Genomic DNA, 14,249 nt, shown 5'->3' with positions numbered 1-14,249 from the left:
TCACGGCCCAGGACCGCGGCCGGCCGTTCCTGCACCCCGGCCGGCCCCTGGAGACAGCCCGATTCGCCGAGCTCGGGGAACGTCATGACGACGGTCTGTCGACGCGCAGCCCCTGAAGCCCCTCGTAGGCGGCCGTCACGATCTCCATCCCCCGGGTGTCCTGCGTGGGGTCGCGCATCTGCTGCGTCACGTACGCCACCGCCATCCGGCTCTCGGGCTCGATCATCACCAGGGATCCGCCCCAACCGCCCCAGCCATACGTGGTGCCGAACAGGCCGTAGCCCAGGCCCCACCGCATGGGCATGCCCAGGACGCGGTCGTCGCCGTTGAACTGCTCCTCCCAGGCGCGGTCGCAGCCGGCCGGGGACAGCAGCCGTACCCCGTTCACCTCTCCCCCGCAGGCCAGGACCGACTGCGTCAGGGCGACCGAGCGGGCGTTGCCGAATCCGCTCGCCGCCGGGATCTGTGCGCGGCGCCAGGCCAGGCTGTTGCCGTCCCGGACGCGTACGCCGTTCCCGGCCTCGGAGCCCTCGGGGTTGCCGGGCGCGCTCGCCGTGTAGTCCTCGCTCTGCCCCTCCGGCGGGATCGCGCGGGCGACCCGGTGGTCGTGCTCGGCGGCCAGCCCGATGTGGAAGTCGGCGCCCAGCGGCCCGGTCACCTCCTGGGCGAGGAAGTCGCCCACACTGCGGCCGGAGACCCGGCGCACGACCTCGCCGACGAGGAATCCCTGGGTGAGTGAGTGGTATCCGGCCGCCGTGCCCGGCTCCCATCGAGGGGTCCGTGCGGCAAGGCGGGCCGTGGCGGAGGGCCAGTCGTAGAGGTCCTCGACCTGCCCGTCCCAGTCGGGCAGTCCGGCGGTGTGCGCGAGCAGGTGCCGTACGAGCACCTTCTCCTTGCCCGCCGCGGCGAACTCGGGCCAGTACCGGGAGACCGGTGCGTCCGGGTCGAGTTCGCCGCGGTCGGCGAGGACCAGGGCGCACAGCGCCGTCATCGTCTTGGTCACGGACCAGACGTTGACGATCGTGTCGCGCTCCCACGGGACGCTGCGGTCGGCGTCCGCGAACCCGCCCCAGACGTCGACGACCGGCTCACCGTCCACGAAGACGGCGACGGAGCCGCCCGCGTCCCCCGCGTCCAGCATGTCGGCCAGCGCGTTGGGGACGGCGATGAACAAGTCGTCGTACGAGCCCTGGATGTCGGCCATGTACCCCATCCAGCCCGTGCCGCCCCTTCCCGGTCAACCGAATTTCAGGGCCGAGTCGAGAAGTGACGTCGTGAAAAGTCCGAGAAGACCGTCCCGAACATCCAGGCCCGGCAGCCTCTCGACGCCGGGCCCGCAGCCCGGCAGAGTTCTCCTACATACTCGCGAGTAATTCTGAGGAGCGCCCGTGACCAGCTGGGTCGGTCGGACCGCCGCCGAGATCGCCGCCGCCGTACGCGAGAAGCGGGCCACGCCCCGGGAGGTGGTGGCCGAGCACCTGGCCCGGATCGAGCGGCTCGACGGCCGCGTCGGCGCGTTCAGGGCGGTGCGGGCCGAGGCGGCGCTCGCCGAGGCGGACGAGGTGGGCTCGCGTGCCGATCTGGGGGAACTGCCCCTGGCGGGGGTACCGGTGGCCGTCAAGGACAACCTCGCCGTGCGCGGCGAGTCCAAGCGGATCGGCTCCGCGGCGACCTTGGACACGCCGGCCGACGACGACCATGTCACCGTGGCCCGGCTGCGGGCGGCCGGTGCGGTGGTCGTCGGGCTGACCAATGTGCCGGAGCTGTGTGTCTTCGGCACCACGGAGGGCGTGCACGGCACCGCCCGCAACCCGTGGGACACCTCGCGCACGGCGGGCGGTTCGTCGGGCGGCAGCGCGGCCGCGGTCGCCGCGGGCATGGTGCCGATCGCCCTGGGCAACGACGGCATGGGCTCACTGCGCATTCCGGCGGCCAACTGCGGCCTGCTCACCATCAAGCCCGGCACCGGCGTGGTCCCGGCCGGTGTCAGCGACGGCGACTGGTTCGGCATGTCGGAGAACGGCCCCCTGGCCACCACGGTCGAGGACGCGCGCCTGATGCTGTCGGTCCTGGCCGACACCGACGTCGTACGCCCCGACACGGCGGCCACGTACCGGATCGCCGTGTCCCTGCGCAGCCCGATCGCCGGCGTCGCCATCAGCAAGCCGTACGCCACCGCCGCTCGCGAGGCCGCGGGGCTGCTGATCAAGGCCGGTCACCAGGTGCGGCGCGCCGACCCGCCGTACCCGATGTCGCTCGGCGTCACGTCACTCACGCACTGGACGGCGGGCACGGCCGTGGACGCGCGGAACCTCGATCCGCGACTGCTCACCCGCCGCACCCGGGTCCACGCCGCAGTCGGCAGGCGCTTCGTCGACCGGGTCCGGGCCGGCGAGAGCCGGGCGCGGCTGCGCACGCGTCTGGAGCCGTTCTTCGCCGAGTACGACATCCTGCTCACCCCGGCCCTCGCGCGCCGCTCCCCCAGGGCCGAGCCCTGGCACGAGCGGGGCTGGCTGCGCAACATCATGGCCAACACCAACTACTCGCCGCTGACCCCGCCGTGGAACCTCACCGGCTGGCCCGCGATGGCGATCCCGTTCGGCACACTTCCGTCCGGCGCCCCCACCGCCGTACAACTGGTCGGGCGCCCCGGCTCGGAGGCGGAGCTGCTGGCACTCGCGGAGCGGATCGAGGCGCTGCGTCCGTGGCGGCGGACGGCTCCGTTGGACTAGATCCTGCCCGCTCATTGGCACTCGTTCGTACGCGGCGCCGGGAGGGCGTCCGGATCTTTGTGGCTTCTGCCAGTACGGCGGTCTGCCGGCGTTTGGAGAGACTGCCGATCAGTGGCTGCGGCGTGTCCCGGCGACGGGAGCCGAGCCATGACATGGCGAAGCGCGAAGGAGGACACCACGGTGAGCGTGCAGCAGTACGACGAGATCGGTGAGGCGTTCGAGGGCTTCAAGGCCCTGCCGCTGGCGCGGTACGGGGAGGTGCCCAGCTTCCTGCGCATGGTCGGGGACGTACGCGGCAAGTCGGTGCTCGACCTGGCCTCCGGCACCGGTTTCTACAGCAGGGAGTTCAAACGGCGCGGCGCCACGGAGGTGCTGGGCATCGACATCTCCGGTGAAATGGTCGCCGTGGCGCGGAAGTTCGAGGAGCGCGATCCGCTGGGTGTGCGCTACGAAGTGGGCGATGTGTCCGAACTGCCGCCTCTTGAGCGGCGGTTCGACATCGCCACGGGGGTCCAGCTGCTCAACTACTCCGAGGACATCGCCGCCATGGAGCGGATGTGCCGCAACGTGCACCGCAGCCTGGTGCCCGGCGGCGAGTTCTTCGTGCTCGCGCAGAAGCCCGACTACCGCCCGGGCGAACCGCCCCTGGACAGGTACGGCTTCCGCTGCGAGCCGACGGGCGAGGAGATCGAGACCGGGCCGCGCTTCCGCATCACCGCGCTGCTCGACCCGGCGCCGATCTCGTTCGTCGCCACGAGCCCGCGCCGCGAGGTCTACGAAGAGTCTCTGCGGGCGGCCGGCTTCAGCGAACCGACCTGGGTCCCGCTGGAGGTGTCCGAGGCCGGCGTGCGCGAATACGGTGCCGAATTCTGGGCGGACCTGCTCGCCAACCCTCCGCTGGAGATGCTGCGCTGCCGCGCCTGACGCCCTGCCGGGCGGCAGCCGCCCGCCGCCTTCGTCAGCCCATGGCGAAGGGCCCGTCCGCACTGAAAGCCAGCCGGGCGAAGCGTTCGCCGATGCGTCGGTGGGTGGCGGCGTCCGGGTGGAGGTCGTCGGGGAGCGGGAGTTCGGCGGAGTCGGCCTCGCCGTAGAGGTTGCGGCCGTCGAGGTAGTGCAGGTTCGGGTCGTCGGCCGCCCGCTGCCGCACGATCCGGGACAGCTCGTCCCGGATGACGCCCAACGTCAGCTTTCCGCCGGCGCGTTCGGCCGGGTCGCCCATGGCGACGAAGCGCAGCCGTCCACCGCTGAGGCCACTGAAGTCCGGGGCGCAGGGGCCCGGCGTGTCCTCGTGGATCGGGCACAGGATGGGCGACACGACCAGCAGCGGGGCCGTCGCGTGCCCTTCCCGGATGGTGTCGAGGAAGCCGTGGACCGCGGGGCCGAAGGCGCGCAGCCGCATCAGGTCCAGGTTGACCAGGTTGATACCGATCTTGACGCTGATGAGATCGGCGGGGGTGTCGCGCAGGGTCCGCGCGGTGAACGGATCCAGCAGGGCACTGCCGGCCAGGCCGAGGTTGATCAGTTCCACGCCGCCGAGGGACGCGGCGAGTGCGGGCCAGATGCGGGTGGGGCTGGCGGCGTCGGAGCCGTGGCTGATCGAACTTCCGTGGTGCAGCCACACCTTGCGGCCCGTTCCGCGTGCGGGCTCGACGGGGGCGTCGGTGCGCAGGGCGATCAGTTCGGTGGTCTCGTTGTGCGGCAGCCAGATCTCGACGTCCTTGTCGCCGTCGGGCAGCCCGGTGAAGCGGACCGTGCCGGGGCGGCCGGGTCGGTGCTCGGCGATCCCGGCCATCATGTCGACGACCACGACGTGGCCGTCGGTCACACTCCCCTGTCCCGCACGGCGGCCGTCGACGATCAGGTCGTACACGCCGTCCGGTCGGGGCGGTGCGCCCACGTAGCTGCGCTTGGTGGGCAGCGTGTCCAGTTCGACGGCGGTGGCCCGGGTCCGGAAGGCAAGCCGTACCCCGGAGGGCTGTGACTCGGCCATGGCCAGCTGCTCGTCGGTGTTCTGGGCGCGCGCCCGGGCGGGCAGCCGGTGCGGCAGCACGCCGTGCTCGGTGCGCTCGACGTCGAGGGCACCGCGCAGCAGGTCCGCGGTGACGGGCGTGGTGATCCAGTCGTGCTCGGTGTCCATGTCCTCGGCCTGTCGATCAGGAGGTGGGCTCGGTGGGCCAGTTGCGCAGCAGGGCGTCGAGGGCGTCCAGGATCCGGGTCCAGGTCTCCTCGGAGTCGGGCGCGCTGTAGCTGAAGCCGCCGGCCGATTCGAGGCTGGCGTAGCCGTGGAAGACGCTGCCGAGCAGCCGTACGGCGTGGGTCGCGTCCGGCTCCGTGAGGTCGTAGCCGCGCAGGATCGCCCGGGTCATCTGTGCGTGCCGGACACCGGCACTGCCGGCCGCCGTCTCGGGGTCGAGCCGCATCCGCGCGGCGGCGGCGCGGCCGGGGTGCTCGCGCTCGTAGTCGCGGTAGACGTTCGCGAAGGCGACCAGGGCGTCCTTGCCGGCCCGCCCGGCGATGGCGTCGGCGGCCCGGTCGGCCAGTTCCTCCAGCGCGAACAGGGTGATCCGTGTCTTGAGGTCCTGGGAGCTCTTCACATGCGAGTACAGGCTCGCGACCTTGACGTCGAACCGCCGGGCGAGCTCCGACACGGTCACCTGCTCGAACCCGACCTCGTCGGCCAGCTCCGCACCTGCCCGGACCAGGCGTTCCGTGGTCAGCCCTACGCGTGCCACAACCGTCCTCCTCCCATTTGCCAGAAGCGATTATGCAATCACCTAAAGCTTTTAGGCAAACAGGAAGGACGTGAAGCCGAACCCCTACAGAGCTCGGTACATGATGTGCAGCCCCACCGGGCCGTGCCGGGGATGGTCGAAGGCCTCCGGAACCGTGCCGAGGATCGTGAAGCCGAGAGAGGTCCACAGGGCGACGGCCGGGTTGGTCTCGACGACGGCGTTGAACACCATGCCCCGGTATCCGTCGGCCCTGGCCGCGGCCAGGAGGTACTCCGCGAGGGCACGGCCGATGCCGCGGCCGCCGTGATCGGGGTCGACCATGAAGCCGGAGTTGGCGATACGGGCGGCGGGGCCACCGTAGTTGGGGGTGAGGAACGCGGAGGCGACGACGGCCCCGGACTCGTCCTCGACGACATGGACGCGTTTGGCCGGGTTCATCCACAGGGCCCTGGCGGCGTCCTCAGAGGTGTCCGGATCCCATGCGTAGGTCTCGCCGGCGGCGACGATCCGGTGCCAGAAAGGCCAAATCCGCGGCCAGTCGTCGGCCGCGGCTTCTCTGATCAGCATGGGCGTGAGTCTCGCACGCCCATGCGTCGGCGATCGCGAAGATTCTGCCCTGTCAGTCCACGCTGGGCAGGATGTGGGGCTCGGCGAGGTCCTCTTCGTAACCTGCCAGGCGGATGGGGGCGGACCTGGCCCACACATCGAGACTGCCGATCTCGTTGGACCGGCCGCCCGCGCGCTCCGTGCGTTCCTTGGGGCGCTGTTCGCGATTCGTCTTCTCAGGTGTCACCGCGCACTCCTTCTGTGTCGGATCACCCTCGGGGCGGGGCCGGCCCAGTCTGCGGTCCGGTACCTGACGCCCGCTCGGGTCTTACTCAAAGTCGGCTCGGACGCGGTGGCGCCGGTAACTGGCTTGAGAGCAGGCCGTTGTGCACCGGCTTGTCCCGGGACGGACCATGGGTGTGGGTTGGGACCCTGTATTGCTGTCCGTCCGCTACAGACTAACCAAATGAGCGGGTGCCCGCTCGATGGGGCTGCAAACAACCGGTAACTATCTGAAGTCGACCGGTTTTCATCTGCGCGCTATCTCCAGTTTTCTTACGTAATGCGCTGTTTACATATCACCCGTTCGGATCAACAGCGCCCTGGTGCCCGGCCCGAGTCCACAGGACGCAGCGCAGTTCAAGTCCCGTTGGCCGATTCGCAAGGCGGCCATGATCTGCTGACGTACGGCAACGGCTTGTCCGGCGGGAGGACTGACGCATGGAGCTGCGCAGTGTCGAAGAGCTGATGGATCTGCTGTACGCCTGCCGGGGCACCCGGGACGCCCCGGGCCTCGGGAACACCCGAGTCGATCTCCACCAACACGCCCTGCAGACGGCCGCACTGCTGCGCCGGGCCCGCCCCGCCGACAAGGAACTCCAGGTCGCGGGGCTCGTTCATGCCATCGGTCCGCTGCTGTGGCCGGGCGACGCGACCCGCCACTCCGACTGCGCGGCCGACGCGGTACGGCCCCTCCTCGGCGACCGGGTCTCCCGCCTCGTCCGCGACCACTGCCGGGCCCGCGATTTCGCCGACGACGACCTGCTGCGCCTGCACCAGGCCGACGAGGAGGGCCGCGGCGCGGAGTTCGACGCCGGGGTCCTGGAGGACTGGCGGGCGGTACTGGAGCTGGTGGCGTCCAGGCACTCGCCGCTCGGGGCTGTCAACTGACGACCCGTCATGAGACCGTACGGCGATGACGACGCCGTACGGTCTCACGGGCAGGGCCGCCATAGTCACCGGCGCCACACGCGGCATCGGGCACGCCGTCGCCCGGCAACTGACCGCCTGCGGAGCGCGGGTGTGCGTGACCGCGCGGGACGCGCGGGAGGTGCGGCGGACGGCTGCCGAGCTGGGCGGTACGGGGGTGGCCGGCAGCGTGACCGACCCTGATCATCTGCGGGCGGTGGTGGACCTCACCCTGCGCGAGTTCGGCCGGATCGACGTGATCGTGAACAACGCGGCGACGAACCTGCCGTACGGCCCCCTCATGGACGTCGATCCCCTGGCATGGCGCGAGGCGTTCACCGTGAACGTCGAGGCTCCGCTGCGGCTCGTGCGGTGCGCCTGGCATGCCTGGATGCGCGAGCACGGCGGCGCGGTGGTCAACGTCTGCACGGAGGGCGCCGGGCACGTGGGCCCGAATGTCGGGGCCTACGGCACCAGCAAGGCGGCCCTGGTGCATCTGACCCAGCAGCTCGCGGGCGAACTGGCCCCGAAGGTGCGGGTCAACTCCGTCTCGCCCGGCCTTGTCCGGACCGAGATGGCACGGTTCGTGTGGGAGCCTGGCGAGACCGAAGTGGCCGCCGGACTGCCGCTGGGGCGGATCGGCGAACCGGAGGATGTGGCACGGGCGGTGGTGTGGCTGGCGTCGGACGCGGCGCAGTGGGTGACGGGAGCGGACCTGCTGGTGGACGGAGGGACGCGGGTACGTGCCGCGGGACCGGCCACAGGGTCAGCGGTTCACGAACACCTGCGTGTGCATCGGCCGGCCTAGGGGCGCGGGGCTGTATCGAGGTGCGGCTCCGCCGCGTGGGCACGGCCAGTCACGGCCGACCCGCGGACGCACCACCGGCCCCGCCTACCACTTACCGGGCGCGTAGTCCTTCAGAAAGACCCCGTACACGTCCTCCCCCGCCTCACCCCGCACGATCGGGTCGTACACCCGCGCCGCCCCGTCCACCAGATCCAGCGGCGCATGGAACCCGGCCTCGGCCAGACGCAGCTTGTCGTAGTGCGGTCGCTCATCCGTGATCCAGCCGGTGTCGATGGAGGTCATGAGGATGCCGTCGCTCTGGAACATCTCCTGCGCGCTGGTCCGCGTCACCATGTTCATCGCGGCCTTGGCGGCGTTCGTGTTCGGGTGCCCCGCGCCCTTGTAGCCACGGCCGAAGACGCCTTCCATCGCCGAGACGTTCACGACGTACGCGCGCCCGCTCGCCGCCTTCCTCGCGGCCGCCGCCATGGCCGGGCGGAGCGCGCTGATCAGGATGAAGGGCGAGGTGTAGTTGCAGAGCTGGGTCTCCAGCAGCTCCACCGGGGAGATCTGGTCGATGGTCTGCACCCAGGTGTTGGTGTCGACGACGTCGGGGACCAGGCCGCCCGCGTCGATGGCGGTGCCGTCCAGGTGCCGCGCGACGCTGGCGTTGCCCGCGACCAGGGCGAGGTCGGCGACCTTCTGGGCGTCGAGGCCGCTGGTGCCCAGGGGCAGCGCCGCGAGGCCGTCGACCGCGCCGGAGTTGAAGGCGCCGATGACATGGTGGGCGGGGAGTTCCCCGGCGGGCAGCGGTGCGCTCTCGCCCTCGACCAGCGCGGCGTAGGCGGACGGCAGCCGGCGTACGGTCTGCGTCGCGTTGTTGACGAGGATGTCGAGCGGGCCCGCCTCGGCGACCTGCTCGGCGAGGGCGACGGACTGGGCCGGGTCGCGCAGGTCGATGCCGACGACCTCCAGGCGGTGGATCCAGTCCGCGGAGTCGTCCATGGCCTTGAAGCGGCGGATGGCGTCCTTAGGGAAGCGCGTGGTGATCGTGGTGTGCGCGCCGTCGCGCAGCAGCCTCAGCGCGATGTACATGCCGATCTTGGCGCGGCCGCCGGTGAGCAGGGCACGCTTGCCGGCGAGGTCGGCGCGGGCGTCGCGCTTGGTGCGGTTCAGGGCGGCGCAGTCGGGACAGAGCTGGTGGTAGAAGTAGTCGACTTCCACGTACCGGGTCTTGCAGGTGTAGCAGGAGCGCGGGCGCTGGAGTATCCCCGCGATCCTGCCCTCCTCGGTGCTCGACGAGGGCAGCAGGCCCTCGGTCTCGTCGTCGATGCGCTGCGCCGAGCCGGTCGCCGTGGACTCCGTGACCGCCTTGTCGTGCGCCGTCTTGGCGGCCCGGCGCTCCTGGCGGCGGCGCTGCTTCACGGTGCGGTAGACGCCCGCGGTGGCCCGGCGCACGGCGATCGCGTCGGGGTGGTCGACCTCCAGCTTGTCGAGCTCCTCGAGCACGCCGAGGCAGACGGCCAGCCGCTCGGGGTCGATGCCGGGGCCGTACATGACCTCGTCACCGGGCTCGTACCCGACCTCGGCCGGAGTAGCCGCCGAGCCGTCCTCTGTCACCGTCATCGCCGCTGCCGTTCCCTGATCACCCGCGGCGCTCCGGTCGCGCTCGCTTTCAAACGCCGAATTCTACGGAGCGCCGGGCCTCTCCTCCAAAATCCGGCGAACCGGGCCGGGAAACGGGGGCTCAGGGACCGCAGGCGGTGATCAGCTCCGCGACCTCCTCGGACACGGCCCTGGCCAGCAGATCGAGGTCCGGTACGGCCTCGGCGTCGGCGACGAGTCCGTAGTGGACGCGCCCGCGGTACGTCGAGATCGCCACCGCCAGCGACTGGCCGCGCGCCAGCGGGGCGAAGGGGTAGACCTCGGTGACGGGGTGGCCGCCGAGCTTCAGGGCGATGCCTGGCAGCGGCACGCTGGTGACGAGGATGTCGAACCAGAGCCGGGCGGCCCCACCGACCAGCGGTCCGCCGAACCGGTGGCCGAGCGCCGGCACGTGGTCGGCGAGCAGGGCGACGGCGCCCGCGCCCCGGTTGGGGCCGGCGTCCTTGTTGCGGTCCATGGCGGTGCGGACCGCGGCGAGGCGGCGCAGCGGCTCGGGGTCGTCGACCGGGAGCCGTATCAAGTAGCCGGAGAGCCGGTTGCCCTGCGGGTGCGCGGTGCGCGGGCGGCGCTTGGAGACGGGGATCAGGGCGCGCGGCGCGACGCCCTCGCTGCCGTCACCGCGCTCGTCGAGCCAGCGGCGCAGGGCGCCGGCGACGACCGCGATGAGGACGTCGTTGACGGTGCCGCCGACGGCCTTGCGGATCACGTGCACATCGTCGATGTCGACGACGACTCCGGCGGTACGGCGGGTGCCGCTGGGCTCTGCGGTCAGTGCGGACGACGAGCGCGTCCCGAGGGTCGACACGGCGACGGAGGCGCCGATGTCGAGGGCCCGGCCGACGTCGGACAGAGCGCCGCGCACCAGCCCCGGCAGCCTGCGCACATCGGGCAGCCGACTGCGCGAGGGCTCCTCGGGGCGGGGCTTGCGGGCGGGCATGTCCATGGGGTCCAGGACGGCCGCGGCGAGCGTCAGTGCCCGCAGTCCGTCGGCCAGGGCGTGGTGGAACTTGAAGAGCACGGCGAACGACTGCCCGTCCTCCCCCGGCAGCACATGTGCCTCCCACGGCGGGCGGCCGCGCTCCAGCGGGCGCTCCATGAGCCGGCCCGCCGCCTCGTGGAAGTCGGCGGCCGGAGCGTGCAACCGGACATGGTCCAGTGGGTCGAAGTCCGGAGCGGGCTCACGGGTGGCGCCACCGAAGGAGAACGGCTGGAGCAGGCCGCGCGGCTGCCATGCGTCCCGGATGCGCATCCGCAGCCCGGGGACGGCCGCGGCGCGCGCGGCGAGCAGGTCGGCCGCGTGGGCGCCCGCGGTGGGCGAATGCGTGGCGAAGACACCGAGTGCGCCCAGGTGCATGGGGTGTTCGGCGGACTCGATGTTCCAGAACGCCAGGTCGAGAGGTGCGAGCAGGTCAGAAGTCAAGGCTTGCCTCGCGTCGGCGACGGGTGGACCAGAAGTCAATCGCCCGCGGGCGATTACAGTCAAGTACGATCAAGCTACGCTCAGTTAACAGCAGATTAAGTCCCGCCCTTCGCGAAAGGGGCGGGACTCATGGTGCATATGAGGTCACTTCACCACGGGTAGCGGCACCGGGCATCCCGAGGGTGTCACCCGGGAGGCGTCACGGATCGGCTCCCGCGCGGCCGGCAGCCGTATCGCACCCTTGGTTCAGGTTCATGACAAATGCTCATACCGACCACCCCGGTGCCCCCTGGGACACCGGGGTGGTCCATCGGCCCCTTACGACACGCGCTGCCCCTTACCCAGCGCGATCACTCCGCCCTTGGAGACGGTGTACAGCTCCGCGTCCCGCTCCGGATTGACGCCGATCGTCGCGCCGGGCGGCACGTCGACGTTCTTGTCGAGCACGGCCCCCCTCACCACCGCGCCCCGCCCGATGCGCACGTTGTCGTGCAGCACCGCTCCCTGCACCACCGCCCCCGGGTCGACCACCACACCCGGCGAGAGCACGGACCGCGTGACCTGCCCGCGGATCAGGCACCCGGCGCTGATGATCGACTCGCTCGCGATGCCGCCCGCGTTGAACCGGGCCGGGGAGAGCTGGTTGGAGTGGGTGTAGATGGGCCAGCTGCGGTTGTAGAGGTTGAAGGCCGGGCGCTCGGCGATCAGGTCCATGTGCGCGTCGTAGTACGCGTCCAGCGTGCCGACGTCCCGCCAGTAGCCCTGGTCGCGGCTGGTCTCGCCGGGGACGTGGTTGGCGCTGAAGTCGTACAGGTGGGCCTCGCCCCGGTCGGTGAGCTGCGGCAGGATCGAACCGCCCATGTCGTGCACGGAGTTCTCGTCCTCGGCGTCCCGCTGGAGCGCCTCGACGAGGGCCTTGGTGGTGAAGATGTAGTTGCCCATGGAGGCGAAGACGCACTCGGGGTCGTCCGGCAGACCGGCCGGGTCGGCCGGCTTCTCCAGGAAGCGCTCCACCGTCTGGCCGTCCGAGCCGGGGCTGATCACGCCGAAGGACGACGACTCGACGCGCGGCACCCGTATGCCCGCCACCGTGACACCCGCGCCGCTCTCGATGTGCTGGGCGAGCATCTGGCTCGGGTCCATGCGGTACACGTGGTCGGCGCCGAAGACCGCGACGTACTCGGGCCGTTCGTCGTGGATCAGGTTCAGGGACTGCAGGATCGCGTCCGCGCTGCCCAGGTACCAGCGGGGTCCGAGCCGCTGCTGGGCCGGGACCGGGGTGACGTAGTTGCCGAGCAGGCTGGACATGCGCCAGGTCGTGGTGATGTGCCGGTCGAGGGAGTGCGACTTGTACTGCGTGAGGACGCAGATGCGCAGGATGTCGCCGTTGACGAGGTTGGAGAGGACGAAGTCCACGAGGCGATACGTTCCGCCGAAGGTGACCGCTGGTTTCGCGCGGTCGGCGGTCAGCGGCATCAGGCGTTTGCCTTCTCCGCCCGCCAGTACGATTCCGAGCACCGAAGGTCCGCCACGACGCATGGCCGCTCCCCTCACCGTGGTTGATCCCAGCCTGCCCCTCAGTCGCGCGCACTAAGCCTGTTTGAGGATCTCCCGGTAGAGCCGCACCGTCCGCCGCGCCACCGCGTCCCAGCCGAACTCCCCCACCGCGCGCTCACGTCCGGCCTCGCCCATCCGCCGGGCGGTCTCCGGGTCACCGATCACCGAGTCCAGCGCCCGCGCGAGACCCGCCTCGAAGTCGTCGTCCAGCGGGACGAGCAGACCGGTCTTGCCGTCGTCGACGACCTCGGGAATGCCGCCGACCTGCGAGGCCACCACGGGAGTTCCGCAGGCCATCGCCTCCAGGTTGACGATGCCGAGGGGTTCGTACACCGAAGGGCAGACGAACACGGCGGCGTGCGTCAGGAGTTGGATCACCTCGGGGCGCGGAAGCATCTGCGGGATCCAGTGCACCCCCTCACGGACCCGGCTCAGCTCCTGGTAGAGGTCGCGGAACTCCTGGTCGATCTCGGGGGTGTCGGGGGCGCCCGCGCACAGCACGACCTGCGCGGCGGGGTCGATGTCCCGTACCGCGCGCAGCAGATGGGGCACGCCCTTCTGGCGGGTGATACGGCCGACGAACAGCACGTACGGGCGGGCGCCGTCGAGGCCGAAGCGGGCGAGGACGTCGGTGCGGTGGTCGGGCCGGTAGAGGGTGGTGTCGATGCCGTTGTGCACGACGTGGACACGGCCCGGGTCCAGCGCCGGATAGCAGCCGAGGATGTCCTCGCGCATGGCTCCGGAGACGGCGACCACCGCGTCGGCGGACTCGATCGCGGTGCGCTCGGCCCAGCTGGACAGGGCGTATCCGCCGCCGAGTTGCTCGGCCTTCCAGGGGCGCAGCGGCTCCAGGGAGTGGGCGGTCATCACATGCGGAATGCCGTACTGGAGCTTGCCGAGGTGGCCGGCGAGGTTGGCGTACCAGGTGTGGGAGTGGACGAGTTCGCGGCCTTCGAGGCCGGCGGCCATGGCGAGGTCCACGGAGAAGGTGCGCAGCGCGTCGTTGGCGGTGTCGAGTGCGGACCAGGGGCGATGGCGCAGCACGCCGACCGCGCGGCCCTCGCCCCAGCAGTGGACCTCCAGATCGACGAGGTCCCGCAACTCCCGGGCGAGGAACTCGACATGGACACCCGCGCCGCCGTACACGTCCGGCGGGTACTCCCGGGTCAGCAGTCCCACTCGCACCCGGAACCCCCTGTCTCAGCGGCTGGTTGCTTTCATGGTCACCCAGATGGGGCGCGTGGGGAAGAGCGCGGGGCTCGTGTGAAGCAACAGTCACCGCACACTCCGCCGCCCGGCACACGGTAGTAGAGGCAGCAGCTGCGGCGCCGGAAGGCGGTTCCGGTGAAGGTGCCGGTACCGGCGAGCAGCGGGTGGGTGAAGAGCTCCGTGGTCAGGGCGCGGGCCCTGGCGGCGGCGTCCGTACGGCCGTCCGCGCGCGCCCACCGGTCTAGGGTCCGTCTTCAAAGATCACCGAGTGGTGGATCATGGCGGGGTGATACGGCGTCATGAACTCACTGACCAGGAGTGGCAGTTACTCGCTCCACTGATACCGCGGGCCGCGACAGGCCGGCCGCGTGTGGAAGACCGGCAGGTCATCAACGGGATGGTCTACAAGATCC

Annotated in this window: 13 protein-coding genes and 1 pseudogene; 4 read left to right on the top strand and 10 right to left on the bottom strand. The window is 71.1% G+C overall.

From position 1 onward, the window contains the following. Positions 1-82: 82 nt before the first annotated feature. Positions 83-1,204, bottom strand: a complete 1,122-nt coding sequence (locus ACZ7NC_RS24220) for a serine hydrolase domain-containing protein (RefSeq protein WP_471491142.1) — start codon at positions 1,202-1,204, stop codon at positions 83-85. A gap of 184 nt (positions 1,205-1,388) precedes the next feature. Here ACZ7NC_RS24220 and ACZ7NC_RS24215 point away from each other — a divergent pair, with 184 nt between their 5' ends. Both ACZ7NC_RS24215 and ACZ7NC_RS24210 read left to right on the top strand, forming a co-directional pair. Continuing rightward, positions 1,389-2,732 (top strand): amidase, encoded by a 1,344-nt coding sequence (locus ACZ7NC_RS24215; protein ID WP_471491140.1) that lies wholly within the window; start codon positions 1,389-1,391, stop codon positions 2,730-2,732. 180 nt (positions 2,733-2,912) lie between these two features. Beyond that, positions 2,913-3,656, top strand: a complete 744-nt coding sequence (locus ACZ7NC_RS24210; RefSeq protein ID WP_471491249.1) for a class I SAM-dependent methyltransferase — start codon at positions 2,913-2,915, stop codon at positions 3,654-3,656. A gap of 34 nt (positions 3,657-3,690) precedes the next feature. Here ACZ7NC_RS24210 and ACZ7NC_RS24205 read toward each other — a convergent pair whose 3' ends face one another. The 4 genes from ACZ7NC_RS24205 to ACZ7NC_RS24190 all read right to left on the bottom strand — a co-directional run bounded on the left by ACZ7NC_RS24205 (position 3,691) and on the right by ACZ7NC_RS24190 (position 6,257). Continuing rightward, the gene (locus ACZ7NC_RS24205) at positions 3,691-4,869 is read right to left on the bottom strand and encodes a GDSL-type esterase/lipase family protein (protein ID WP_471491139.1); all 1,179 of its coding nucleotides are present in this window, start codon (positions 4,867-4,869) and stop codon (positions 3,691-3,693) included. 16 nt (positions 4,870-4,885) lie between these two features. Further along, positions 4,886-5,464 (bottom strand): TetR/AcrR family transcriptional regulator, encoded by a 579-nt coding sequence (locus tag ACZ7NC_RS24200; RefSeq protein WP_471491137.1) that lies wholly within the window; start codon positions 5,462-5,464, stop codon positions 4,886-4,888. Between the two features lie 84 nt (positions 5,465-5,548). Then, complete coding sequence (locus ACZ7NC_RS24195) at positions 5,549-6,031, bottom strand: GNAT family N-acetyltransferase (RefSeq protein ID WP_471491135.1); 483 nt, start codon at positions 6,029-6,031, stop codon at positions 5,549-5,551. A gap of 52 nt (positions 6,032-6,083) precedes the next feature. Next, complete coding sequence (locus ACZ7NC_RS24190) at positions 6,084-6,257, bottom strand: hypothetical protein (RefSeq protein WP_471491133.1); 174 nt, start codon at positions 6,255-6,257, stop codon at positions 6,084-6,086. Positions 6,258-6,730: 473 nt separating this feature from the next. Here ACZ7NC_RS24190 and ACZ7NC_RS24185 point away from each other — a divergent pair, with 473 nt between their 5' ends. Both ACZ7NC_RS24185 and ACZ7NC_RS24180 read left to right on the top strand, forming a co-directional pair. Continuing rightward, on the top strand, positions 6,731-7,180 hold the full coding sequence (locus tag ACZ7NC_RS24185; protein WP_471491131.1) for a hypothetical protein: 450 nt from the start codon (positions 6,731-6,733) through the stop codon (positions 7,178-7,180). Between the two features lie 25 nt (positions 7,181-7,205). After that, a complete protein-coding gene (locus ACZ7NC_RS24180; RefSeq protein WP_471491130.1) occupies positions 7,206-8,006 on the top strand; it encodes an SDR family oxidoreductase in 801 nt (266 codons plus the stop codon). An 84-nt stretch (positions 8,007-8,090) separates the two neighbouring features. Here the strand turns inward: ACZ7NC_RS24180 and ACZ7NC_RS24175 are convergent, their stop codons facing one another. The 5 genes and pseudogenes from ACZ7NC_RS24175 to ACZ7NC_RS24155 all read right to left on the bottom strand — a co-directional run. Continuing rightward, the gene (locus ACZ7NC_RS24175) at positions 8,091-9,611 is read right to left on the bottom strand and encodes an SDR family NAD(P)-dependent oxidoreductase (protein WP_471491128.1); all 1,521 of its coding nucleotides are present in this window, start codon (positions 9,609-9,611) and stop codon (positions 8,091-8,093) included. A 121-nt stretch (positions 9,612-9,732) separates the two neighbouring features. Next, positions 9,733-11,070, bottom strand: a complete 1,338-nt coding sequence (locus ACZ7NC_RS24170) for a wax ester/triacylglycerol synthase family O-acyltransferase (RefSeq protein WP_471491127.1) — start codon at positions 11,068-11,070, stop codon at positions 9,733-9,735. Positions 11,071-11,388: 318 nt separating this feature from the next. Continuing rightward, complete coding sequence (gene glgC / locus ACZ7NC_RS24165) at positions 11,389-12,609, bottom strand: glucose-1-phosphate adenylyltransferase (protein ID WP_471491125.1); 1,221 nt, start codon at positions 12,607-12,609, stop codon at positions 11,389-11,391. A gap of 51 nt (positions 12,610-12,660) precedes the next feature. Further along, the gene (gene glgA / locus ACZ7NC_RS24160; RefSeq protein WP_471491124.1) at positions 12,661-13,812 is read right to left on the bottom strand and encodes a glycogen synthase; all 1,152 of its coding nucleotides are present in this window, start codon (positions 13,810-13,812) and stop codon (positions 12,661-12,663) included. A 38-nt stretch (positions 13,813-13,850) separates the two neighbouring features. After that, positions 13,851-14,087 (bottom strand): annotated as a pseudogene (locus tag ACZ7NC_RS24155) ((2Fe-2S)-binding protein); the annotation flags it as partial. Positions 14,088-14,249: the final 162 nt, after the last annotated feature.

Source organism: Streptomyces sp. NPDC111802, from assembly GCF_055634335.1.
Note: the sequence above shows the minus strand (reverse complement) of the source record. Positions and strands in the feature narration are given on the sequence as shown.

Bases quoted from the DNA above. Each gene is read 5' to 3' on its own strand.
- ACZ7NC_RS24220 (WP_471491142.1), bottom strand. From the start codon at position 1,204: ATGGCCGACATCCAGGGCTCGTACGACGACTTGTTCATCGCCGTCCCC.
- ACZ7NC_RS24205 (WP_471491139.1), bottom strand. From the start codon at position 4,869: ATGGACACCGAGCACGACTGGATCACCACGCCCGTCACCGCGGACCTG.
- ACZ7NC_RS24195 (WP_471491135.1), bottom strand. From the start codon at position 6,031: ATGCTGATCAGAGAAGCCGCGGCCGACGACTGGCCGCGGATTTGGCCT.
- ACZ7NC_RS24185 (WP_471491131.1), top strand. From the start codon at position 6,731: ATGGAGCTGCGCAGTGTCGAAGAGCTGATGGATCTGCTGTACGCCTGC.
- ACZ7NC_RS24180 (WP_471491130.1), top strand. From the start codon at position 7,206: ATGACGACGCCGTACGGTCTCACGGGCAGGGCCGCCATAGTCACCGGC.
- ACZ7NC_RS24175 (WP_471491128.1), bottom strand. From the start codon at position 9,611: ATGACGGTGACAGAGGACGGCTCGGCGGCTACTCCGGCCGAGGTCGGG.
- glgC (WP_471491125.1), bottom strand. From the start codon at position 12,609: ATGCGTCGTGGCGGACCTTCGGTGCTCGGAATCGTACTGGCGGGCGGA.